Origin of the sequence: Micromonospora sp. NPDC000668 (genome assembly GCF_042897975.1) — a bacterium.
Taxonomy (GTDB): domain Bacteria; phylum Actinomycetota; class Actinomycetes; order Mycobacteriales; family Micromonosporaceae; genus Micromonospora.
In genome coordinates this window covers 134,954-156,971 of the sequence record NZ_JBIAYP010000005.1, presented here as the reverse complement: position 1 = coordinate 156,971, position 22,018 = coordinate 134,954, and the positions used below count along the sequence as shown (strand labels likewise).

Here is a 22,018-nt window from a genome sequence, read left to right as displayed (position 1 = left end):
TCGGAGACGGTTGCCGTCCACCCAGTGCCGAGGAGGCCCTCATGCGGGTAACCCCAGTCTCTGCCCGTTTTCCACGCATCACGCGCCACGCCGCCGCAGTCGTCCTCGCCGCGCTCGCGGGCGCCGGTCTGGTCGGCGTCAGCGCGCAGCCCGCGTCGGCCACGCCTCCCGGGATCCCGTCGAAGGCGACGGCCCAGTCGCAGCTCAACTCCCTGACCGTAGCGGCGCAGGGCTCGACCAGCGGCTACTCCCGTGACCTGTTCCCGCACTGGATCACGATCAGCGGTAGCTGCAACACCCGCGAGCAGGTCCTCAAGCGCGACGGCACCTCCGTCGTCGTCGACAGCTCCTGCGCGGCCGCCTCCGGCCGCTGGTACAGCCCCTACGACGGCGCGACCTGGACGGCCGCCTCCGACGTCGACATCGACCACGTCGTGCCCCTCGCTGAGGCGTGGCGCTCCGGCGCCAACTCCTGGACCACCAGCCGCCGGCAGAGCTTCGCCAACGACCTCACCCGCCCGCAACTGATCGCGGTGACGGACAACGTCAACCAGTCCAAGGGCGACCAGGACCCCTCCACCTGGCAGCCGCCCCTGTCCTCCTACCGGTGCACCTACAGCAAGATGTGGATCACCGTGAAGTACAACTGGAGCCTGAAGCTGCAGTCATCCGAGAAGTCCGCGCTGCAGAGCATGCTCAACACCTGCAGCTCCTGACACAGCCCCTCGGCCGGCGGGGCGTCCTTCGGGGCGCTCCGCCGGCAGGACTATGCCTGCTGCGGCGGAGACGCTGGGCTGTCGCCGGCCTGCTTGCGCCACTGGCCGCCCGCGTCAGCGGCGAGGAGGCGCTTGACCATCGCCAGGGCATCCGCCTCGGTGTCGAACTCCCAACGCAGCACCCGGCCATTCTCGCTGTCGCCGGCACGGGCTACGACCTTCCACCGAACCTCACGGGTCAGCCACACATCCCGGCGACCCAAGCGCCCCCAGATGCCGTTCCACCAGCGACCCGCCACGTCCTCCACCACGGCATCGTACAAGTGTTCGATCATCCGATCGGGGCTGACCGCGCTAATGCCAGGCTCTGATCGATGAGGCGTGACAAGGGTTGGCTCGGGTGGTGACCAGCGAAGACGGCCGTCCGCTTGTCTGGCGGTAGGGTCGCCGGCGTGCTGCCCGGGCGAACCGCACCGCTGGCCGTCGTCATGCACCTGCGCCGCGGCCAGAATCCGATCACATGTCCCGTCCGCCGTCCATCGGCGCAGGCGTTCGTGACGGGTCTTCCACGGCCCATACAGTTCGGGCAGGTCGCGCCACGGCGCACCCGTTCGCAGTTTCCACAGGATCCCGTTGATGACCTGACGGTGATCCCGCCACCGCCCCCACGCCTCACCCGGCTCGGGAAGCAGCGGCGCGATCACCGCCCACGCCTTATCGGTCAACTCGCCGCGACGCACCACCGACACATCGTCAGCGATCAACCACTACACGATCGGACGCCCCAGGCGGGCGCAGGTGTTGGTGCCGCCGGCTTCGGAGGGGAACTTCAGGGATGCGCGTGACTGCGGCCCGAACTGGCCGTCCGCGCTGATGCCCGCCTTGCTCTGGGCGAACTTCAGCGCGTTGAAGGTCAATTGACCGAACGACGCGTCCTCTTGAAGCCGGGCCTTGCCCGCGGGTGCGAGGTAGCAGTCGTTCAGGGCCCACTGGAGGGCCAGCGTGCCCGGCCCGCCGTCGCCCCAGAGCAGCGAGCACGGCAGGGCGCCGTACTTGCCGATCGGCGCGGCGACCGTGTAGCCCGCCTGGTTCGAGACGTACGTATAGGACTCGCACTCGGGTTGGCTGCGAGCGTAGGCGGGGTTGGCGGAGACGAGCGTGCCCGCGATCACAGCCGCGAGCAATGTGCACAGTGCTGCCAGACGTTTCATGGAACCCCTTTTCATCGCAATTTTATCCGGGCCATGCATCGATGCATGGGCCGCGCCGGCGCCCTTCGCCTTTCGCGGTACGACGAATTGAAGCTTCATCCCCTTGTTCTCCTCCGAACCCTCAGCTGCCATGGCTCGTGTCGGTCCACAATCTGTCGCCGGGCATCTTGAACCAGGTGACTCCGTCCGAGATCCTGTCCCGGATGAGGAAGGTTCGGCCCTCCTTGCGTCCGTAATACGTGTAGTACAAGTAAGTGCCGTCTGACTTGTCGAAGTGGTAGCCCCAAACGGAGTTCTGGCTTGCCGCTTCCCAGGTCTCCGGACCAACCCAGCCATCGACGTCGATGTCAACCGGGTGTGCGGCGTTGTAGAGCTGCTGCCAACGGACCGTGGCGTTGTGAGTGTTAGATCCAAACGCCCCGTCGATGTCGCTGTAGCCTTCATCCGCCCAGAGGTGCCGCTGCCAGAAGCGCACCAGATTGCCGCTGTTGATGCATGGGGTGGCTTCCTTGCAGAGCATGTGAAGGCCGGGGTAAGCGGTATGCGCCGACGCGGGGCTCGCTGTGACCAGGGAGGCTCCCAGCACCACAGCCAGCGCGAGGACCACCCGCGATGCGAGTACCCTGCTGCGCAGCCGGACCGTACTTTCGGTTTGACTCATGTAGACCCTGTTCTCGAAAGGTGAGCGGAGGCATGATGCCGCGTGTGTTACTGGCGTCCGCTTTTCCGTCACGCAGCTCCTTGATTTACATCAATCTTCGGCGCGCCCCGAAAGCTGTTTCGCTCCCTTCTCCTCAGGTCTGGGCCGATCACCACGATGCGGGGCCGCCATCGGTCAGCGGGCCGTAGCTACTTCAGTGGCCAGACATTGACTCCCCGGGGGCTTATGACGGATCCCGCACGGCAACCCCTCGTGGTGGCGGCCACCGAGGTTGTTCGCCGCGTCCACCGTGGACCGTGCATGCGTTGACCGGTAGCGTGGCGCGCACTGGACAAACAACGTCGGACAAAGCTTGGCGTCTTCGCTGGTCAGAGGCGTGCCCGCAGGCCGCATGGAGCGACCAGCCACCGACCCCTTGAACGGCGACCCCCGCCCCGCACCCGGCACGCGAAGTCCCTGATACTGCCCTCGATCCAAACGATGGGCAGCGGACGCCTGACGGTACGAAGCCCGCCACGGGTGCGCGGTGGGGGAGTCTGCCTGGAGGCAGGACTTGGAGGTTGGTGTTGGGCCGTCGGGAAACGCCCCTGGACCCGAAGGCGGGCCCGGTCCACCGGCTGGCGTGGCAGCTGCGCCAGTTGCGGGAGCGGGCTGGCAGCCCGAGCTATCGGGTTCTGGCTCGGCGCGCGCACTACTCGGCGAGCACCTTGGCGGATGCGGCGAAGGGTGACCGGCTGCCCTCGCTGGAGGTGACGTTGGCGTATGTCGAGGCGTGCGGTGGCGATGCCGACGAGTGGCGGGCAAGGTGGTCGGCCATCGCGAATGCAATGGCTGCATCGGCGACGCCAGTTCGCGATGAGGAGCGCTGCCCCTATCAGGGGTTGACGTCGTTCCAGCCTGAGCAGGCGCAGTGGTTCTTCGGCCGGTCAGAGTTGGTTGACCGGCTACTGAATCGGGTCGAGCGGCTGCCACTGAGCTGCCTCATCGGGGCATCCGGTAGCGGGAAGTCCTCGTTGCTGCGGGCTGGTCTGCTGGGCACCATCGCAGCCGATCGCCGGGCGCCGCAGCGTTGGCGGACCATGTTGATGACGCCGACCGAGCACCCGCTCGAGGCCTTGTCGGCCGAGGTTGCGAAGTTGTCCGGTCAGGACGTCGAGCAGGTGCGCGAAGAGCTGACGGAGGACTCAGCCGGCCTGGACATCGCCCTACGTACCACCATGGCCGCCGGTCATCCGCAAACCCGGGCACTGTTGGTGGTGGACCAGTTCGAGGAGATCTTCACCCTCTGCGCCGACAAGGACGAACGCCGCAAGTTCATCGAAGCGCTACTGGACGCCACTCAGGGTTCGGACCGCCGTGCCACTGTGATGCTCGGCGTGCGCGCCGACTTCCTCGCTCACCTCATGAATTATTCGGGGCTGACCGACGCACTGGGCGACGAAGGGCACCTGATGGTAGGCCCGGTGACCACCGCTGATCTGCGTGAGATTGTTACCCGGCCCGCCGCGCAAGTCGGAATGGGAGTGGAATCCGATCTGCTGACCACGGTGCTCGCTGATGCCGCCGACGAGCCGGGCGCGTTGCCTCTGGTGTCGCATGCGTTGCTGGAGACGTGGCAGCGACGAAGCGGGGCGACCCTCACCCTGTCGGCCTATCACGCAAGCGGTGGCGTACGGGGGGCGGTCGCCCAGACCGCCGAGCGGGTTTATGCCGAGTTCGGGGCAGCGGAGCAGCGAGCCGCTCGCCGGATCTTTCTCCGGCTCACGGCCTTGGGCGATGGCACCGATGACACCCGCCGGCCCGTCGCGCGAACGGAACTCGAGGGTATCGCCGATGAGGCCGTCACGATCAGGGTCCTGGACCAGTTGGCCGCAGCCCGGCTGGTGGTCCTGGGCGACGGCACTGTATCGGTGGCCCATGAGGCGCTGATCAGTGCCTGGCCACGGCTACACCGATGGCTCACCGATGACCGTGCGAGCCTGCTCATCCACCGGCGGCTCACCGACGCCGCCCACACCTGGACTTCATTGCACCGCGATTCCGGAGCCCTGTACCGGGGCACCCAGTTGGTTGCCGCGCGTGCGTTCGCCGATGACCGTCGCGACGAGTTGAACCAGCACGAGCGCGACTTCCTGCGCGCCAGCAACGCTCTCGCCGAAGCCGAACAGGACAAGGCCCGGCGCCACGCCCGTCTCCTCAAGCGCCTCGTCGCAGGCGTTTCCGTCCTCTTGGTACTCGCCCTACTGGGCGGCGCGGTGGCGGTGCGGCAGCGCCAGGACGCCCGCCGGCAGCAGGTGGTCGCGCACTCCAGCGAGCTGTCGCTACAGGCGCGATCTCTGGTCGCCACCGATCCGGAACTGGCCGGCCTGCTGGCCGTCGAAGCGGATCACCTCCACTCCAGCAACGAGAGTCGGGGGAGCGTGCTGAGCGCGGCAGCCGCGCCTCGCCACACCGAACTCAACGTCGGCGGACCGTCTATCTACGCCGTCGCGTTCAACCCTGACCATTCCCTACTCGCCTCCGCCACTGCGGACGGCACGATCGGGCTGTGGGACCCCGCGCGCGGTGATCGCATCGCCACACTGCCGGGGCACGCCGGCCGGGTCGCGAACCTGGCCTTCGCCAGCGATGGAAAGCTGCTCGTTTCCGTCGGGGTTGATGGAACCAAAGGTTCCATCATCGTCTGGGACGTTCACACACGCCAGCAGATCACCTGGCTGGAGGAGAACAACCTCGCCTCCGGCACGGCCTTCAGCTCCGACGGAACAAAGGTCGCCGTCGGCTTCGCGAGCGGCGCGGGCGGCTCCGGGGCCAGCGCGGACACCCCAAAACCCGGCGACATTGCCCTATACGACCTGCGGGCCGGGACCCGCACGCTGCTCCGCGGGCACCACGTGCCGGTCGCGTCCCTGACCTTCAGCCACGATGGCAGGCTCCTCGTGTCCGCCAACGGGAAAGAGAACCCGACCGTGTGGGACGTGGCAAAACGCAGACCGATTGCCCACCTGCCCACCGAGCACATCTTCTCGGTCGCCTTCGGGCATTCCGGATATGTTCTCGCCGGTTTGGCGCACGATCGAGGGGTGTACCTGTGGAACCTTGGCGACGACCGGCCGGTTCCGCTCCCGCCGTTGCCACTGTCGGGCCGCTATGCGTGGTCGATCTCCGCTCCTGTGGACGACAAGCTCGCCGTGGCCGACGAAAACGGCGTGATCACCATCTGGGACCTGCGACGCCGCGAGCCCCTGCAGACCTACCAGGACCGGGGCCGCAGCGAGACGGCCTCCGTCGCGATGAGCCAGGACGCAGCCATGCTCGCCTCAGCCGGGTTCAACGGAACCATCGTGCTCCACGACCTCGGCCACGCCCCATTCACCGGGTTCACGGCACAGGTGAAGGACGTCAAGGTCAGTCCGGACGGAAGCACCATCGCCTCAGCGGGCAGCGACAGGACAGTTCGGCTGTGGGACGCACATGGGAAGTTCCTGGTCACACTGGGTGGGCATCCAGACGAGGTGCAGGCCGTCGCTTTCAGCCCGGACGGACGCCTGCTCGCCGCGGTCACCCGAAATAACATCGTCACGATCTGGGACATCCAGGGCCGAAAGCATGTGACCCGGCCCTTCCCGACCAAAGGAGTCGGTGCCTCGACGGACGTTGACTTCGATCCCGGTGGCCGTATCCTCGCAGCCGCCACTCTCGGCCCTGCCTTGTGGGACGTCACGGACATAAACAAACCGTCCGAAATAACTGCCAGGTTCCCGGCCCGCATCGTCACGTCGTTGGCCTTTACCCCGGACGGGCGTCGACTCCTGGGGGCGAGCGTGGGCGGCTATATCAACACGTGGGATATCACTACTGGAAAGCTGCTCAACCGGGTCAACGCCCAGCAGAGCACGGTGCAGGATATCGTGGTCAGCCCCGACGGCAGCTGGCTGGCCACCGCGGGTGACAGCCGCACCATCAAACTGTGGGACGCCGCGACCGGTCGGGAAACAGCCGTACTGAGTGGCCATACCGCGCCCGTCCAGGTCCTCGCCATCAGCCGAGACGGCCGCCGTCTCGCCTCCGCCGGCGACGACCACACCATCATCGTCTGGGACACCAGCACCCGCCAGCACGTCGTCACCCTCACCGGCCATACCGCAAGAATCCGCGGGCTCGCATTCACCCCGACCGGAAGCCTCATTTCCGGCGCCGAGGACGGCCGAATCATCAGCTGGTCGTTTAATCTCCATGCTGCCAAGGCCCAGATCTGCGTCGCCGCCGACCGCAACCTGACCCGACAGGAATGGGCTACACACATTTCCACGGAGCCATATAAACCCTCCTGTGCTGCACCGCCGAGTCGCTGACGGCGCGCGGCGTACCTGTGCCAGGGTGCCGGCCGACCTCGACGTCCACCCGAGAGTCGCCATGCGGGTTCTCTGGCATGCCTGCTTTCTCGGTGGCGATGGAGAGCTACGCGCAGCTCTTCAAAGACAACCTGGGAAGCCGTCAAGCGCGGCGGGCCGCGCGCTCGGCAGCTGAAGGTCAGTTCGGCGGTTGGGATGGCCCTTCCGGTCAACTCTCGGTCGCGTATCGGCTGCCACAGACGGGCGCCACCCTCACGCGGGCTACGGACCGGTCGATCGGACGGGCTTGGCGTTGCGATACCGTCAAGGCGCCCGCACCAGCGTCGAGTGGTCCGCGTCCGTCGGCTGTCGATGGTCCGCAGGGCGCCCCACGAATCCAGGGAGATACCGATGCCGGAGCCTGAGCCCGTCCAAGACGCCCACGCGGCGGATGCCGACACCTCAACCACGGCCGAGACCGACCAGCCTGCCGCTCACGCAAATCGGGCTGCCCGACGCGCGAAGGGCAAGGTCGCCTCGCCTCAACCGCATGGAAAGGGTCAGCACCTCGGTGGCCGGGGCTCGGTCCAGAGCCCGCGCCAGTGGGGTAACCGCCGAAGCGGCTGATCCGATGGTGGAGCCCATTGTCAGCACGCGGCTCCCGGTGTCAACAGCGAGCGCCGCCACACCGACCGCGTACGTCAGGGCCACCATGCCGCCGGAGCCGGCGTAGACAGGAATTGTCGGAAGCGGTTGACGTCCCTAACCGACAAGCGGAATCGACGGATGTGATAGGTGCGTACCACCCGCCGCATGTTGAACGCGGGTGGTACGGGCAGCACCGGCAAACCTGCTCGCGCTGCCTTTCAACACCCACGCCCCCTCAGGAGGGAGTGCAGGATCTGATACGAGGCCGGATCGCTGGCGGAAGTTCCGGCAGCCCTCACTCATAGAACACCAACACCTGGTCCGCGATGCACGCAGGCTTGGTCTCGCCCTCGATCTCCACCTTCACTTGTACGACCACGCGGGCGCCGTTGGACAGGGGTCGGGCCTGCGTAAGCGTGGCCACACCGCGGACGCGCGAACCGACCAGCACTGGCGTGCGGAAACGGACCTTGTTCAGACCACCGTTGACCACCAGGCGAACGCCGTCGACGTGGATCAGCTCGGACAGGAAGGCGGAGCATAGCGAGAGCGTGAGCGCGCCGTGCGCGACGGTCTTCCCGAAGGGGCTCTCCACGAGGGCGCGCCGCTCGTCGACGTGAATCCACTGATGGTCGCCGGTGACGTCCGCGAACGCGTTGATCCTGCTCTGGTCGATGGCCTGCCACTCGGTAGTGCCGAGCAGCTCGCCCTCGTGCTTGAGGAACGCGGCGATGCTCTCGTACGTGCTCATCCGCTCCCCGTTCCCCCGTGGTTCATAGTCATGGTCATGGGCAGCGGATGATCTGCCCGGCGTACGACAGTCCTCCGCCAAAGCCCAGAAGCAGCACCGGTGCACCGGGCTGCAACTCTCCGCGTTGGAGCAGTTTCGACAGCGCGATCGGGATGCTTGCCGCCGAGGTGTTGCCCGATTCGATGACGTCACGGGCAACGACGGCCTTCGTCGCCCCGATCCGCTGTGCGACCGGCTCGATGATGCGCAGATTGGCCTGGTGCAGGACGATGCCGCCGAGATCGTCCGGCGTCATGCCGGCGGCGGCGCAGATCCGGCGGGCGATGTCGGGCAGCGTGGTGGTGGCCCACCGGTAGACGGTCGGTCCAGCCTGGGTGAACTTGCGATCACGCTCGATCACCACGGCCTCGCCCATGTCTGGGTAGGAGCCCCACACCACCGGGCTGATCTCGGGCTGCTCGGCGGCGGTCAGCACCACCGCGCCGGCTCCGTCACCGACCAGCACGCACGTCGTCCGGTCGGTCCAGTCGGTGAAGTCACTCAGCCGCTCCACGCCGATCACCACCGCGTTCGTCGCCGAGCCGAGCCGAACGGCGCCGTCAGCCGTGGCCAACGCGTGGGTGAACCCGGAACAGGCGACGTTGACGTCGATCGTCGCAGGTGACGGCATGCCGAGCCGACGCGCGACCCGGGCGGCGACGTTGGGACTGCGGTCGACCGCCGTGCAGGTCGCCACCACCACCAAATCGACCGCCTCGACGGCCACGCCGGCATCACGCAGGGCCGCGGCCGCCGCCTCGGCCGCCATCAGGTCGAGCGGCTCGGCGGGCCCGGCGATCCGCCGTTCCCGGATGCCGACCCGACTGCGGATCCACTCGTCGCTCGTCTCCACCATCGTGGCGAGGTCATGGTTGGACAGCACTTTCGCAGGCTGGTAGTGACCTGCGCCGACGACCTTCGAACCGCGCACCAGTGCTTCCCTTCAGCCCACGCCAAGACCAGTAGGTAGACGTTGTCTACCATCTCGGCGTAGACGATGTCTACGCATGCGCCGAGCGATACCCGGGAGCCGCACGCCAGCGGTGACTCGTCGCTGCAATGGGGCGAAGTTAGTCCGCTCGCCTTCCCCACACCACCAGCTCGCCGTTTATCTTGGGTCAGCCAATCGGCTAGTGGGTTCCTCGGCGATGGCGCATCGTGGACATGTCCATGACGGTGCCTGTCAATCTGCTCAACCAGCTGCGGCCGAAGTTTCCGTTCCTACAGGAGCGCCGAGCAGCCGCCAGAGGCGTCAGCAGGTAGCGGGTCGGGCGAGGCGTCCGGAACGTAGCTGGTGACGTAGTTGGGCGCGATCAGAAGGATGACGTCGGCGCTGGTGGCGTCAGCCAGCACGGCGCCGTGTTCACGAGCCCGACACCCGCGCGTAGCCGATGCGGATCTCGGTCGGGTGCGCCGGTGCCGAAGGGGTTGGAGCGTGGCATTGGTGGTCGGCGGCGCTGCCTGGGTCGAGGAGGTCCTCATACACTCCGACCTTGAATCTGATCAGGTCCAGGCATTCGGCGAGTTTGCCGATCTGAGTGGTGACGTGGGCTTGGTGCTCACGCATGAGCGTGAGTCGTTCCTCCTCGTTTCCGGCTCCTTGCCGCACGAGGTCGGCGTATCGGCGTAGCGCGGGCAGGGGCATGCCGGAGGCGCGCAAGATGATGCAGACGGTGAGCCAGTCCACGTCATCCTGGCTGTAGACGCGGCGCCCGCCAGGTCCGCGCCGCACAGGGTTGATGAAGAGGCCCTCGTGCTCGTAGAAGCGCAGCGCGTGCACGCTCAATCCGGTGCGTTCGGCGACCTGCCCGATGCTCAGACTCGTGGTGACCTCAGCCATGCCGCTCAGGGTAGCGGCTTGACCTAGAGCCGACTCTAGATCCTAGGGTTCCCCGTGCGATCGACGCTTTTGTCGCTCTGTGTAATCACGGCTGAACCAGTAAGGGAAGCATCACCATGCGCTATCGCACCCTCGGCGGAACCGGTATCGAAGTCAGTGCCTACTGCCTCGGGACCATGATGTTCCAGGATGGCTGCAACTCCGACCACGACGATTGTGTCCGTATTATTCACACGGCTCTGGACGAGGGGATCAACTTCGTCGATACCGCTGACATGTATGGACAGGGAGAGTCCGAGGAAATCGTGGGGAAGGCGCTGCGGGGGCGCCGTGATGACGTCGTACTCGCCACCAAGGTGCACTTCCAGATGGGCGAGGGCCGCAACCGAAGTGGCAACTCGCGCCGTTGGATCCTCAAGGCGGTTGAGGACAGCCTCAGGCGCCTGAACACCGACTGGATCGACCTCTACCAGGTCCACCGCCCCGACGACTCGACCGACATCGAGGAGACGCTCTCGGTGCTCAGCGACCTCGTACACCAGGGGAAGATCCGCGCCTTCGGCTGCTCGACGTTCCCGGCTGAGGAGATCGTCGAGGCGCATCACGTCTCCGAGCGTCGTGGCCTCGGACGCTTCCGCACCGAGCAGCCGCCGTATTCGATCCTGGCCCGCGGGATCGAGGCCTCGGTCCTGCCCGTCTGCCAGCGCTACGGAATGGGTGTGCTGGTCTGGAGCCCACTGGCCTTCGGGTTCCTCACCGGCAAGTACCGCAAGAACCAGCCCATCGACCTGTCAACCGGCCGTCCCACAATCCGGCCGGAACGATTCGATCCCACGATCGCAGAAAACGCCGCGAAGCTCGACGTCGTCGAGCAGCTCGTCGAACTCGCGGAAACCATCGGCTGCACCCTCCCACAGCTCGCCATTGCGTTCACCGTGGCCCATCCGGCCATCACCTCGGCGATCATCGGACCGCGGACCATGCCCCAGCTGGAGGATCTCCTCAAGGGCGCCGCACTCACCCTGGACGATGCGACCCTCGACCGAATCGACGAGATCGTGCCGCCCGGAACCAACCTGTACAACCCCAACGCACCTCTGCCCCCGCGTTCACTGACCGACACCGCACGGCGTCGCCGCCCACTCACCGACCGCGCCGCAGCCTGAGTGAGCTGACCGTGGTGGGTCAGATGCTGAATCGAGGCAGACGGGCGTCCCCTCAGAGACCCCTTCCGCGGCGACTGGAACCACACCGTGCACTGTGGATCTGTCACCGACACCGCTCCAGACAGCGCATCCGTCCCGAAACGGACCAACCAATTTCGCGGCGGGCTCTGAGCGCAGTGGCACGTTCAGCGCACCCGGCTATTCACTGTCCGACGTGGTAGGAGAACGCGACGGTCGCAGCGGGACGGGCCCGGCGCTTATCAAACTCGTTGAGCCGGGACCTCGACGCCGAGAGCGTCGAGGTCCCGGCGGCCTTCGGCGGCACGGTCCGGCAGCAGCAGGAGCGTGGACGCCCGTTCGAACCGGGCACCGATGTGCTCCCACCCCGCCACGGCGGCGGTGAGGGCTGCGGTGTCGCCGTACAGGCGGCCTCGTGCCCGGGCGGTGCAGGCGGCGGCCCACGCGCTCTCGTGCCGTTCGGCGGCCGACAGCAGATCCGGGGCGTCGGGGAGTTTGGCGACGACGGCCAGCTCGGCGCCCACGGCCTGCGAGTAGGGCGGAGACCAGCTGCGGATGCTGTTGTACGTCTGGCGGACCAGTGCGGCGGCGTCCTCGACCCGCCCGGCGTGTAAGGCGAGCCGCGCGTCCACCATCGTCACGAACGTGGAGTGCGGGGGTAGCTCCCCGATGACCTCGATTGCGCGGGAACGCCACAGCGCATGCCCCTCACCATTGCCGCGCAGGCCGTGGACGAGGGCGACGGCGGCCATCGGCGGCATCATCGAGCGGATGAGCGGGCGGCCGGCCCGCAGCCAGCCGTCCCACGCGGTGCCCGCCATCCGCAGCGCCTCGTCGAAGCGTCCGCTGAGCACCAGCGGCGTGATCAGGAGGGCGGCGGATTGGTAGGAGTTGCCGGCGAGGTCGTCGTCCATGGTCCGCCCGCCGATCGACAGAGCGGCCGGCAGGTCGCCGACGCCGAGGGCAGCCAGGTGGGCCATCCGGTACGTGTCGACGATCTCGGGGCCGGCGTGCGGGTCGTGCCGGGACATCGCGCGCAGCAGGGACAACCGTTCGTCCGTGACGCGGCGCACCTCCGCGGGTCGCCCCGCCACGAGGTCCGCGGTGGCCACCACGTCCAGAGCCGCGCTGATCAGCACCGGGTCGCCGGTGGCACGGGCGGCTTTCACGGCGATCTCGGCGAGCGCCGGGTCGGCCTCGTACCTGTCGGAGGTCGCGGCCCAGGCCGCCGCCTCGGCGAGGCGGGCCACCACCACGGTGTCGCTCGACCCGCCGGCGGCGGACGCCGCTTCGTCAAGGAGGCCACGCAGGCGCACGTGCGGCACCGCGGTTGATGAGAGTCTCCTGGCGGCGGTGACCGCCTGCGACAGCGCGATGGCCGTGGCCCTGCGATCCCCGGCCGCTCGCCCCCGCTGCGCGGAGGCGAGCAACAGGTCGAAGGACCGCTGGCCGTCGCCAATGGCATGGGTAACGGCGGAGGCGGCGTAGAGGTCCGCCGCGGCCTCGCCGGGGGCGGGGGCCTGCTCGGCGGCGGTCCGGTAATGGCCGAGCGATTCCATCAGGAACCGCCGCGAGTAGGCGAGGTGTGCCAGTGCCCGGGCCAGCCGGTGCGGCAGCTCGCCCGGGCCTTCGGGGGCGACGGCGAGGGCGGCCCTCAGATCGTCGGCGACGCCGTCGAACTCTTCGTACCACTCGTTGCCGTCCAGCCTCGTCTCCAGCTCGGTGGCGACGTCCGCCGCCCAGCGCAGGTGCCGGTCCTGGATCTTCGGCCGCTCGCCTGACACGTCCAGCTGTTCGATGGCGAACGCGCGCACCGTCTGCAGCAGTCGCCACCGGGCCGTTCCGCCCCGGCGGTGCACGCTGACCAGGCTCTTGTCCGCCAGCCGGCCAAGCACGTCGGCAACCGCACCGCGGCTGCTCCCGGCAGGGCTCACCCCGGCGACGGCGGCGAGGTCGAACGCCCCGGCGAAGACGGCGAGCCGCCGGAACAGTGCCTGTTCCTCGCCATCGAGCAGGTCGTGGCTCCAGCCGATGACCGCGCGCAGCGAGCGGTGCCGCGAGTCCACACCCCTACCGCCGGCCACCAGCCGTAGCTGGTCGTCGAGCGCGGCCAACAACCCGTTCTCGCCCAGGGTGGCACTGCGGGCCGCGGCCAACTCGATCGCCAGCGGCATACCGTCCAGTCGCGCGCACAGCTTGGCGACCACCACGGGGTCCGCCCCGAACCCGGGGTCCGCGGCGGTAGCGCGGTCGATGAAGAGTCGCTCCGCGTCGGACTCCAGCGGCAGCGGGCCCAGCGGTACGGCACGCTCGCCCCGTACGCCGAGGCGTTCCCTGCTGGTGGCGAGGATGTGGGTACGCGGGCAGGCGGCCAGCACCCGCTCCGCGAACGGTGCCACCACGTCGATCACATGCTCGCAGTTGTCCAGAACCAGCAGCGACCGACTCTCTCCGAGCCGCTCCACCACAGCGTCCTCCAGCGACTGCTGGGGGCGCTCGCTGACGCCGAGCGCCGTGGCCACGGCCTGTGCGACGTACCCGCCACGGGCCGGGACGAGGTCGACGAACGCGCCGCCGCCGGGAAAGGAGGGCCCTGCCGCCCCGGCGATCTGGCCCGCCAGCCGGGTCTTCCCCATCCCGCCTGGTCCCACCACGGTCACGAGTCGGGCGCCGCGCAGCGTCTCCATCAGGTGTTCGCGCTCCGCGCTCCTACCCACGAATGTGGTGAGTGCCGATGGCAGGCCGGTCAGCCGCCCAGGCACCGGCGCCCCCGCCTGCACCTGTACGGCGAGCTCGCCGAGCGCCCTCCGGTCGGCGACGCCGTACTTGCGCAGCAGTGAGGAGACGTGATTCTCCACGGTCCGCACGGAGATGTGCAGCCTGCCGGCGATGTCGGCGTTGGACAGCCGCGCGCCGAGCATGACGAGCACCTCGATCTCGCGCTTCGACGCTCCGGCGGGATGCGTGACGGCCATGGGCGCCATCCTGCCCGACACCGGGTCAGTAGTGCGTAGTCCACTGAGTGGTGGAATGCGTGATCGCCACCGATGCCCGTCCCGCCGCTGGTGCAGCAGGCTCTACCTGAGTTCACCGAGACCACGTGGGAGACATCATGGGACGCGTCGTTCTGTCCATCTTCACCACCGCCGACGGGGTCGTCGACGACCCGCAGCGGTTCACCTTCCAATTCGTCAGCGAGGACTCCATGCGGACCGGGCTGGCGCAGCTTCAGGCCGCCGACGCGCTGCTGCTCGGCCGGGTCACCTATGAGGGGTTCGCCGCGTCCTGGCCGAACATGACCGACGAGGCGGGCTTCGCCGACAAGATGAACAGCATGCCCAAGTACGTCGTCTCGACGACGCTGGACCGAGGCGAGTGGAACAACACCACCGTCATCAGCGAGAACGTCGCCGAGACGATCACCAAGCTGAAGGCCGAGGCGAACGGCGACATCCTGATCTACGGTAGCGTCGCACTCGTCAGGTGGCTGCTGCGCAACGAACTCGTCGACGAACTGCGCCTGGTCACCTACCCCGTCGTGATGGGCGGTGGCGTGCGCCTCTTCGAGGAGTCAGGTAAGCCGGCGGTCCTCCGGCTGGCCGGCGCGCAGGCGTTCGACTCGGGCGTGGTCGTACTGACCTACGCCCCCACCGCGGACAAGCTCGTCGGGTGGGAGCAGGAGGCCGGAACCCCGGGCGGTGAGGGGTAGGAGCGAGGCGGCACTCGACCCTCGGCTACGACACGTTCAGAGACCCGTGCTTTCCAGCGAACAGTGACGAAGGAGAAGACCGTGGACGACGATGTCACCCAGTACATCAACAAGACGCAGCCGTGGCAGATCGACGTATGTGAAAAACTGCGTGCGATGATCGACCAGACCATTCCAGGTGTCGAGGAACGGCTCCAGTACGGCAAGCCGCACTACATCAAGGATGGCCACTACGCGGCCGTCATCGCGGTAGCCAAGTCCAAGGTCTCGTTCATGGTCTTCAACGCAACGGACATCCCTGAGGTCAAGGGATTCCTCCGGGCCATGGGCAACGGCGAGCGCAAAACTGTCGACATCAAGGAAGGGCAAGACGTCGACTACGACGCAATCGCCAGCATCCTGGGAAAGACCACGGCTGCCGGCACCGTCTAGGGCGCGTCGCACAGTCGGGGCTGGTGGCCGTGGTGAGCGGCTGACGAGTGGTCGGGTCAGCCTGGGGTGAGGAGGCAGAACTCGTTGCCTTCCGGGTCTGCCAGGACGATCCACGGGACATCGTCCTGACCTAGGTCGATGGCGGTCGCGCCGAGAGTTCGCAGTCTGGCCGCCTCGGCCTCCACGTCGTCACCTGGGTATGGGCGAACGTCGAGATGGACGCGGTTCCACACGGTCTTCACGTCGGGTGTGCGGATGAACTCCAGATAGGGGCCGACGCCCTTGGCGGAGCGCAGTACGGCCGTGTTGTCGGTCACCTCGTGCACGGCCCAGTCCGTGGCCTCGCCCCAGAAGCGGGCCATGGCGCGCGGATCCGCGCAATCGACCACTACCGCGGCGATCGGCCCGGTGTCTCGGTAGAGCGGTCGGGGGTCCAGCACGCAGAACTCGTTGCCCTCTGGGTCGACCATGACCGTCCATGGGACGTCGCCCTGGCCCACGTCGGCAGGTGTTGCGCCGAGATCCTCCAGGCGCGCCACCACCTCCGCCTGATGGGCAGCCGAGGTGGTGGCGAGGTCGACGTGCACGCGGTTCTTCACCGTCTTGGGTTCCGCGGAGACGACGAGATCGAGGCAGACAGCGACGGGGTCGGGGTAGACGAAGCCCTCGGGTTCGAGGTTGGTCACGCCAGGTCCCTCGCTGGAGACTTCCCAGCCGAGCACCGCCGCCCAGAAACCGCCCAGTGCGGAGTCGTCCCGAGCCTTCATGTTGATTTGCACGAGCCGCGTTGCCATGCAGGCGATGTTAGGGCCCGTCGAGTCGGCGGTGGTGCCCGACCTGTCGACGCTGTCCCCGACTGCGGCGTAGGCGACCACGGCAAGGTGCCGGTGGGGGTAGGCGCACGCAACCCCTCTGGCAGCCGATTCGTTGGTGCGACAAGGGGCGGACGGAGGCGGACGATGGCGGCGCGACGCGGTGCCGAACTGCTGCGCCCTCCCACGAGTTCGGGCCGCGCCACGTTCCTGGAACTCTTCTTCGATCTGGCCTTCGTCGTGGCCCTCACCCGGGTCTCGCAACGATTCGCCGACCTGAGCGATGACACTGGCTGGGCGCTCGTCGAAGGGTTCGGTCGTACCCTGCTGCTCTTCCTGGCGCTCTGGCTGATCTGGTCGCACACCACCTGGATCACCAGTCGCTACGAACCAGAGCAGTCGATCATCCAGGCTGTCGTGGTCGGCACGATGTTCGCCGGCCTGGTCATGGCGGTGACGCTGCCACGCGGTATGGAGGAGCGGGCGCTGCCGTTCGCGGTCGCATACCTGATGGTGATGGTGGTGCGGCCGCTGGTGGTCGCCGCCGCGCTGCGTGGCCATCCGCGACGGCTGGTGCCGTTCCGGCTTGCCGCGTGGGCTGCGGCAAGCGCGCCGCTGTGGCTGGCCGGCGCGTTGGGTCCGGACCGACTTCGCCTGCCGCTCTGGGCTGCCGCCCTCGCTGTCGACTACCTCGCCTGGGCCCTGGGCTGGCCGCTGCCGTGGCTCGGGGCCTCAGCGGTGGGCCGCTGGCGGATCGCGGGGACGCACCTTGCCGACCGTCACCAGCAGATGTTTCTCATCGCACTCGGTGAGTCGATTTTGGTCATCGGCATGGTTTTCGGCGGCACGGACTACTCCGCGGAGCGGGCAGCCGCCTTCGGAGTCGCGTTCGTCACCAGCGCGCTGCTCTGGCGGATCTACTTCCACCGCGCCGGTCTGCTGCTGACCGAGGCGTTGGATCGGGCGGGTATGCCCGCCCGGCTGGGCACGGCGTCGGAACGGACGCATTTGCTGATCGTGCTCAGCGTGCTCGTCACCGCGGTCGGTTACGAGCTGGTGATCGATCATCCGTTCGGGCTGCCGCGACCCAGTTGGCTTCTGTTCGTGGTAGGCGGGCCGGTGCTCTTCCTCGTCGCCCGTATGCGGCTGGAGTACGAGATCTTCGGCCGGATCTCCCGATCCGGGGTGATCGGCTTGGTGGCCCTGCTGCTGTTCACGCCGGCGTTGGCCCGCTGGGCGCCGATGGCCGGGCTGAGCGTGGTGGCCGGAGTGCTGGCCCTGGTCGCGCTACTCGACGCACTGCGGAGTCGGGGACGGCCGCTGGAGGTTTCCACCTCGCCGATCGGGCGGGAGGCATCCGGCGATCGCGACTCCGAGGCGTGACCGCACGCGGCCGTGCCGACTCTGGAGTACGGCGAGCGGTGCAACAGATAGTTGCCCTTCTCGGTCTGCGGCAACGCTGAGCGGCGGAAGCTCGATGGCTCGACGATAGGCTGCGTCGGTGGCAGACTTCGGGCACCTGTTCCGCTCGGCGGCCGAGCATGTAGCGGACTACCGAACGTCGCTGTCGGACCGCCCGGTCGGAGTTCCCATCGACCAGGCGGCGCTGGCCGAGGCCTTCTCCGGCCCATTGCCCTCCGCGTCGCGCCCGCCGGAGCAGGTGCTTGCGGATCTGGTCGCTGCGGCCGAGCCGGGGCTGGTGGCCAGCGCCGGCCCACGGTACTTCGGGTTCGTGGTCGGCGGCGCGTTGCCGGCGGCGACCGCGGCCGACATCGTCGCCGCTGGTTGGGACCAGCTCGCGACCAACGCGGTCACGTCGCCGGCCGCCATCGCGGCCGAAGCTGCCGCCGGTGCCTGGTTGAAGGAATTGCTGGGGATCCCGGCGTCGGCGTCGGTCGGGTTCGTCACCGGTGCCCAGGCGGCCAACACCGCCGGGCTCGCCGCCGCCCGGCACCAGGTGCTGGCGGACGCGGGCTGGGACGTGGAACGGCGCGGGCTGCTCGGGGCGCCACCGATCCGTGTGATCGCTGGGCAGGAGCGGCACGGGACCATCGACCGGTCGCTGCGTCTGCTCGGCCTCGGGACCGACGTGGTGCACCCGGTGTCCGCCGGGCCGAACGGCGCCATCGACCTCGGGTCGCTACGGGAGGCGCTACGGGCCGGCACGCCCGGCCCCACCATCGTCTGCCTGCAGGCCGGAAACGTGAACACCGGCGCCTGCGACCAGCTCCGGGAGGCCTGCGAACTGATTCAGCTGCACGGTGGATGGGCGCACGTGGATGGGGCATTCGGGCTGTGGGCGGCGGCCAGCCCCGCCACCCGGCATCTGGTGGACGGGCTGGAACTGGCGGACTCGTGGGCCTGCGACGGTCACAAGTGGCTCAATCTTCCGTACGACTCGGCGTTCGCGTTCTGCGCCCGGCCCGACGTACATGCAGCGGCGATGTCCTACAGCGCCGCGTACCTGGTCGGTTCCGGCGGGGCGCCGGCAGGAGCGGGTTTTACCGCCGAGTCCTCACGCCGGGCCCGGGGGTTCGCCGTCTGGGCCGGACTGCGGGAGCTGGGCAGCGACGGGGTCGCCGCACTGGTCGACCGTTGCTGCGAACTGGCTCGCCGGTTCGCCGCCGGCCTGACGATGGCTGGGTTCGAGGTGGCGAACGAGGTGGTCCTCAACCAGGTGCTGGTCGGCTTCGGCGACGACGCGAGCACCGACCGGGTGGTGGCTGCGGTCCAGGCTGATGGCACCTGCTGGGTAGGCGGGACAACGTGGCGAGGACGGCGGCTGATGCGGATCTCGGTGTCGAACGCCACCACGACCGAAGCAGATGTAGACCGATCGATCGCCGCGATCACCCGCCTCGCCGGGCAGCAACGGCCTGGTCGCCCACAGCCCAGGCGAGATCCAAGACCGCTGTCGTAGTACTAGCGAGCGGATTCGGTCGACTGGCGCTCGGTGTTGATCCGCAGGAGTCCTTCGATCCCGCGGAGGAAGGTCTCGGACACCAGCGCGGGGTCGAAAAGGCATCCGGCTGCCATGGCGCCGTCGCGAAGCATGACGAAGTGGCGCGCGGCGGGATCCGCCGTTTCCTCGTGGACCTGCGCCATCAGCCTGGCGAGCGTGTCCAGGAACCATTGCCGGTGGGCGATGATCTCCTGGTGCACGGGATGGTCGGTGTCGGGATACTCCGCCGCGGCGTTCAGGAAGGCGCATCCGCGGAACCTGGGGGACTGGATGTTCTCGGCGATGGAGCCAGCAACGGCCAGGAGAGCATCGACTGGTGATGGGTTGGTGGCGATGGCCGCGTCGACCGCGCTGCGCTCCATCTGATGGACTTCCCGCAGGTAGGCGAGGATGAGGTCGTCCTTGCTGGGGAAGTGCCGGTAGAAGGTGGCCCGGGTCACTTGTGCCTCGGCGGTGATCCGGTCAACGCCGACGGAGTGGATGCCCTCCGCGTAGAAGACCCTGGTTGCCGTGGTGAGGAGCCGGAGTCGCGCCTCAGAGGGCCGGGTGCCGGGTTCGCCGCGCGTCATACCGACCAGCTTAGCGGATAGAACGTTCGGTATTGACAGTTGCAGCCGAGATCGCCATGCTGGAGCGTGACAGAACGTTCGGTCTCCCAAAGCCCCCCTGAAAGGGTCACCGTGACCACCATTGCTGCTTCGCCCGGCATCTCCCAGACCGCCTCCGCACTGCGGCGGCTGTACTTCACCCGCTTCGCGTTCGCCATCGTGTGGGCACTCGTGACGATCGCGACCGCCACGGAGATCGGCCCGCTCACGGTGGTGCTCTTCGTGCTCTACCCGCTGTTCGACGTGGGCGCCGCAATCTACGACCTTCGTTCGTCGCGGACCACCGGCTCGCCAGCCCTGCTGTACGTGAACATCGCGGTCAGCCTGATCACCGCCGTCGGCGTGGGTGTCGCCTGTGCGTCCGGTATCCCCGCGGTGCTGCGGGTGTGGGGCGCCTGGGCGATCGTGGCCGGGCTGGTCCAGCTCATCGTCGGTGTCACTCGGCGCAAGATGGGTGGCCAGTGGCCGATGATCATCAGTGGCGGCATCTCGGTTCTGGCTGGTGGGTCCTTCATCGCGGCTGCTTCCGCCGACAACCCGTCACTGACCAACGCGGCTGGCTACGCCATTCCCGGCGCCATCTTCTTCCTCATCGCCGCCTTCCGGCTCGGCCGCAGCGCGAAGGGCAACTGACATGACCACCATCGAGTACGACGTCGTCGTGATCGGTGCGGGTCCGGTCGGGGAGAACGTCGCCGACCGGGTCGTGCAGGGCGGCCTGACCGCCGCCATCATCGAGCGGGAGTTGGTCGGCGGGGAGTGCTCGTACTGGGCCTGTATGCCGACCAAGGCTTTGCTGCGCAGCGCGTCCGCGCTACGGGCGGCTCGCCAACTGCCGGGTGCGCGGGAGGCGGTGACGGGAAACCTGGACGCCGCGGCGGTGCTCGGACGCAGGGACTCCTTCGCGTCTCATTGGAAGGACGACGGGCACGTGTCCTGGCTCGAGTCGGCGGGGATCGCTCTGCACCGCGGCCAGGGGCGGATCCGTTCCGCCCGGGTCGTCGAGGTGACCGGCGTCGACGGTGTCACGACGTTGACCGCGCGGCATGCGGTGGTCGTCGCGACGGGGAGCAGTGCGTTGCTGCCGGATATTCCGGGTCTGCGGAAGGTGGCGCCCTGGACCAGCCGGGAGGCCGCCGCGGCCACGTCGGTTCCAGGCCGGCTCGCCGTCATCGGTGGTGGTGTGGTGGCGTCCGAGATGGCGACCGCGTTCGCCGCTCTGGGGTCTTCGGTGACGGTGCTGGCCCGTGACGGTGTGCTGCCGTCGGCAGAGCCGTTCGCCGGTGAACTCGTCACGGAGTCGTTGCGCGCGGCCGGTGTGTCGGTACGCGTCGACGCGGAGGCCGTTTCCGTCAACCGCGACGACAGCGGAACCGTCCACATCGAGACCGCCGACGGCGAGCGGGTCGAGGCCGACGAGGTTCTCGTGGCGGTCGGTCGTACGCCGAACACCCAGGACATCGGCCTCGACGGCATCGGGCTGGCGCCGGGTGCCTGGCTGGCTGTCGACGACACTTTGCGCGTCGTCGGCGGCGGGGAGTGGCTGTACGCCGCGGGTGATGTGAACCGGCGGGTGCTGTTGACCCATCAGGGCAAGTATCAGGCGCGCGCGGTGGGCGACGTGATCGTGGCCCGGGCGAAGGGTGCGACGGTCGAGGACGGCCGGTGGGGCCGGCACGCGACGACGGCCGATGAACGTGCGGTGCCACAGGTGGTCTTCACCGACCCGGAGATCGCGTCGGTGGGGCTGACCGCGGCTGCGGCCGAGGCGGCCGAACTACGGATCCGGGTCGTGGACTACGACCTGGGCGCCGTTGCCGGCTCCTCCCTGCACGCCGACGGCTACAGGGGACACGCCCGCATGGTCGTCGACGAGGACCGGAAGGTGATCGTCGGCCTCACCCTCGCCGGCCCGGACGTCGCGGAACTGATCCACGCCGCGACGATCGCCATCGTCGGCGAGGTCCCGCTGGACCGGCTGTGGCACGCGGTTCCGGCGTATCCGACCGTCAGCGAGGTGTGGCTGCGGCTGCTGGAGACATACGGCCGCTGACGGTGAACCGAGCGCTCGTCCCGTCGCGGTTCGCGCGGCCGTCCACCAAGGCCGAGCG

General features: G+C 68.3%; 18 protein-coding genes and 2 pseudogenes. 10 read left to right on the top strand and 10 right to left on the bottom strand.

All coding sequences use genetic code 11. The annotated features are described in order from the left end of the window. Positions 1-41 precede the first annotated feature (41 nt). Complete coding sequence (locus ACFY29_RS25370; RefSeq protein WP_386990157.1) at positions 42-716, top strand: HNH endonuclease family protein; 675 nt, start codon at positions 42-44, stop codon at positions 714-716. A 479-nt stretch (positions 717-1,195) separates the two neighbouring features. Here the strand turns inward: ACFY29_RS25370 and ACFY29_RS25365 are convergent. The 3 genes and pseudogenes from ACFY29_RS25365 to ACFY29_RS25355 all read right to left on the bottom strand — a co-directional run. After that, positions 1,196-1,456 (bottom strand): annotated as a pseudogene (locus ACFY29_RS25365) (transposase); the annotation flags it as partial. A 27-nt stretch (positions 1,457-1,483) separates the two neighbouring features. Then, positions 1,484-2,026 (bottom strand): peptidoglycan-binding domain-containing protein, encoded by a 543-nt coding sequence (locus ACFY29_RS25360; protein ID WP_386990155.1) that lies wholly within the window; start codon positions 2,024-2,026, stop codon positions 1,484-1,486. Between the two features lie 22 nt (positions 2,027-2,048). Continuing rightward, entirely contained in the window at positions 2,049-2,660 is a 612-nt protein-coding gene (locus ACFY29_RS25355) for a peptidoglycan-binding protein (protein WP_386990153.1), read from the bottom strand. A gap of 494 nt (positions 2,661-3,154) precedes the next feature. On the opposite strand from ACFY29_RS25355, the gene ACFY29_RS25350 reads away from it, so the two are divergent. Both ACFY29_RS25350 and ACFY29_RS25345 read left to right on the top strand, forming a co-directional pair. Beyond that, entirely contained in the window at positions 3,155-6,943 is a 3,789-nt protein-coding gene (locus tag ACFY29_RS25350; protein WP_386990151.1) for a helix-turn-helix domain-containing protein, read from the top strand. Position 6,944: 1 nt separating this feature from the next. Further along, positions 6,945-7,099: pseudogene (locus ACFY29_RS25345) on the top strand (site-specific integrase); the annotation flags it as partial. Positions 7,100-7,865: 766 nt separating this feature from the next. Here the strand turns inward: ACFY29_RS25345 and ACFY29_RS25340 are convergent. The 4 genes from ACFY29_RS25340 to ACFY29_RS25325 form a co-directional block, all read right to left on the bottom strand. Then, complete coding sequence (locus ACFY29_RS25340; protein ID WP_386990149.1) at positions 7,866-8,321, bottom strand: MaoC family dehydratase; 456 nt, start codon at positions 8,319-8,321, stop codon at positions 7,866-7,868. A gap of 34 nt (positions 8,322-8,355) precedes the next feature. After that, positions 8,356-9,291, bottom strand: a complete 936-nt coding sequence (locus ACFY29_RS25335; RefSeq protein WP_386990147.1) for a beta-ketoacyl-ACP synthase III — start codon at positions 9,289-9,291, stop codon at positions 8,356-8,358. A gap of 290 nt (positions 9,292-9,581) precedes the next feature. Next, complete coding sequence (locus ACFY29_RS25330; protein WP_386990145.1) at positions 9,582-9,713, bottom strand: hypothetical protein; 132 nt, start codon at positions 9,711-9,713, stop codon at positions 9,582-9,584. 10 nt (positions 9,714-9,723) lie between these two features. Further along, entirely contained in the window at positions 9,724-10,200 is a 477-nt protein-coding gene (locus ACFY29_RS25325) for a MerR family transcriptional regulator (RefSeq protein ID WP_386990143.1), read from the bottom strand. A 116-nt stretch (positions 10,201-10,316) separates the two neighbouring features. On the opposite strand from ACFY29_RS25325, the gene ACFY29_RS25320 reads away from it, so the two are divergent. Further along, positions 10,317-11,366, top strand: a complete 1,050-nt coding sequence (locus ACFY29_RS25320) for an aldo/keto reductase (RefSeq protein ID WP_328415294.1) — start codon at positions 10,317-10,319, stop codon at positions 11,364-11,366. A gap of 260 nt (positions 11,367-11,626) precedes the next feature. On the opposite strand, the gene ACFY29_RS25315 is transcribed toward ACFY29_RS25320, so the two are convergent. Further along, positions 11,627-14,359: an ATP-binding protein gene (locus ACFY29_RS25315; protein WP_386990140.1), complete on the bottom strand. Its 2,733-nt coding sequence runs from the start codon at positions 14,357-14,359 to the stop codon at positions 11,627-11,629. Between the two features lie 137 nt (positions 14,360-14,496). Between ACFY29_RS25315 and ACFY29_RS25310 the strand changes: the two genes are divergently transcribed. Both ACFY29_RS25310 and ACFY29_RS25305 read left to right on the top strand, forming a co-directional pair. After that, positions 14,497-15,093, top strand: coding sequence for a dihydrofolate reductase family protein (locus tag ACFY29_RS25310; RefSeq protein WP_355613705.1), 597 nt, complete (start codon positions 14,497-14,499; stop codon positions 15,091-15,093). Between the two features lie 81 nt (positions 15,094-15,174). Continuing rightward, positions 15,175-15,525 carry a DUF1801 domain-containing protein gene (locus ACFY29_RS25305; RefSeq protein WP_386990138.1) on the top strand — a complete coding sequence of 117 codons (351 nt, stop codon included), beginning with the start codon at positions 15,175-15,177 and terminating at the stop codon, positions 15,523-15,525. A gap of 56 nt (positions 15,526-15,581) precedes the next feature. Here the strand turns inward: ACFY29_RS25305 and ACFY29_RS25300 are convergent, their stop codons facing one another. Beyond that, positions 15,582-16,319 (bottom strand): VOC family protein, encoded by a 738-nt coding sequence (locus ACFY29_RS25300; RefSeq protein WP_386990135.1) that lies wholly within the window; start codon positions 16,317-16,319, stop codon positions 15,582-15,584. Between the two features lie 165 nt (positions 16,320-16,484). Here ACFY29_RS25300 and ACFY29_RS25295 point away from each other — a divergent pair, with 165 nt between their 5' ends. Continuing rightward, on the top strand, positions 16,485-17,720 hold the full coding sequence (locus tag ACFY29_RS25295) for a low temperature requirement protein A (protein WP_355613709.1): 1,236 nt from the start codon (positions 16,485-16,487) through the stop codon (positions 17,718-17,720). Between the two features lie 118 nt (positions 17,721-17,838). Further along, entirely contained in the window at positions 17,839-19,257 is a 1,419-nt protein-coding gene (locus ACFY29_RS25290; protein ID WP_386990133.1) for a pyridoxal phosphate-dependent decarboxylase family protein, read from the top strand. A 2-nt stretch (positions 19,258-19,259) separates the two neighbouring features. On the opposite strand, the gene ACFY29_RS25285 is transcribed toward ACFY29_RS25290, so the two are convergent. Next, the gene (locus ACFY29_RS25285; protein WP_355613713.1) at positions 19,260-19,868 is read right to left on the bottom strand and encodes a TetR/AcrR family transcriptional regulator; all 609 of its coding nucleotides are present in this window, start codon (positions 19,866-19,868) and stop codon (positions 19,260-19,262) included. Between the two features lie 111 nt (positions 19,869-19,979). On the opposite strand from ACFY29_RS25285, the gene ACFY29_RS25280 reads away from it, so the two are divergent. Beyond that, positions 19,980-20,540 carry a hypothetical protein gene (locus ACFY29_RS25280; RefSeq protein ID WP_386990131.1) on the top strand — a complete coding sequence of 187 codons (561 nt, stop codon included), beginning with the start codon at positions 19,980-19,982 and terminating at the stop codon, positions 20,538-20,540. A 1-nt stretch (position 20,541) separates the two neighbouring features. Next, positions 20,542-21,960, top strand: coding sequence for a dihydrolipoyl dehydrogenase family protein (locus ACFY29_RS25275; RefSeq protein ID WP_386990129.1), 1,419 nt, complete (start codon positions 20,542-20,544; stop codon positions 21,958-21,960). Positions 21,961-22,018: the final 58 nt, after the last annotated feature.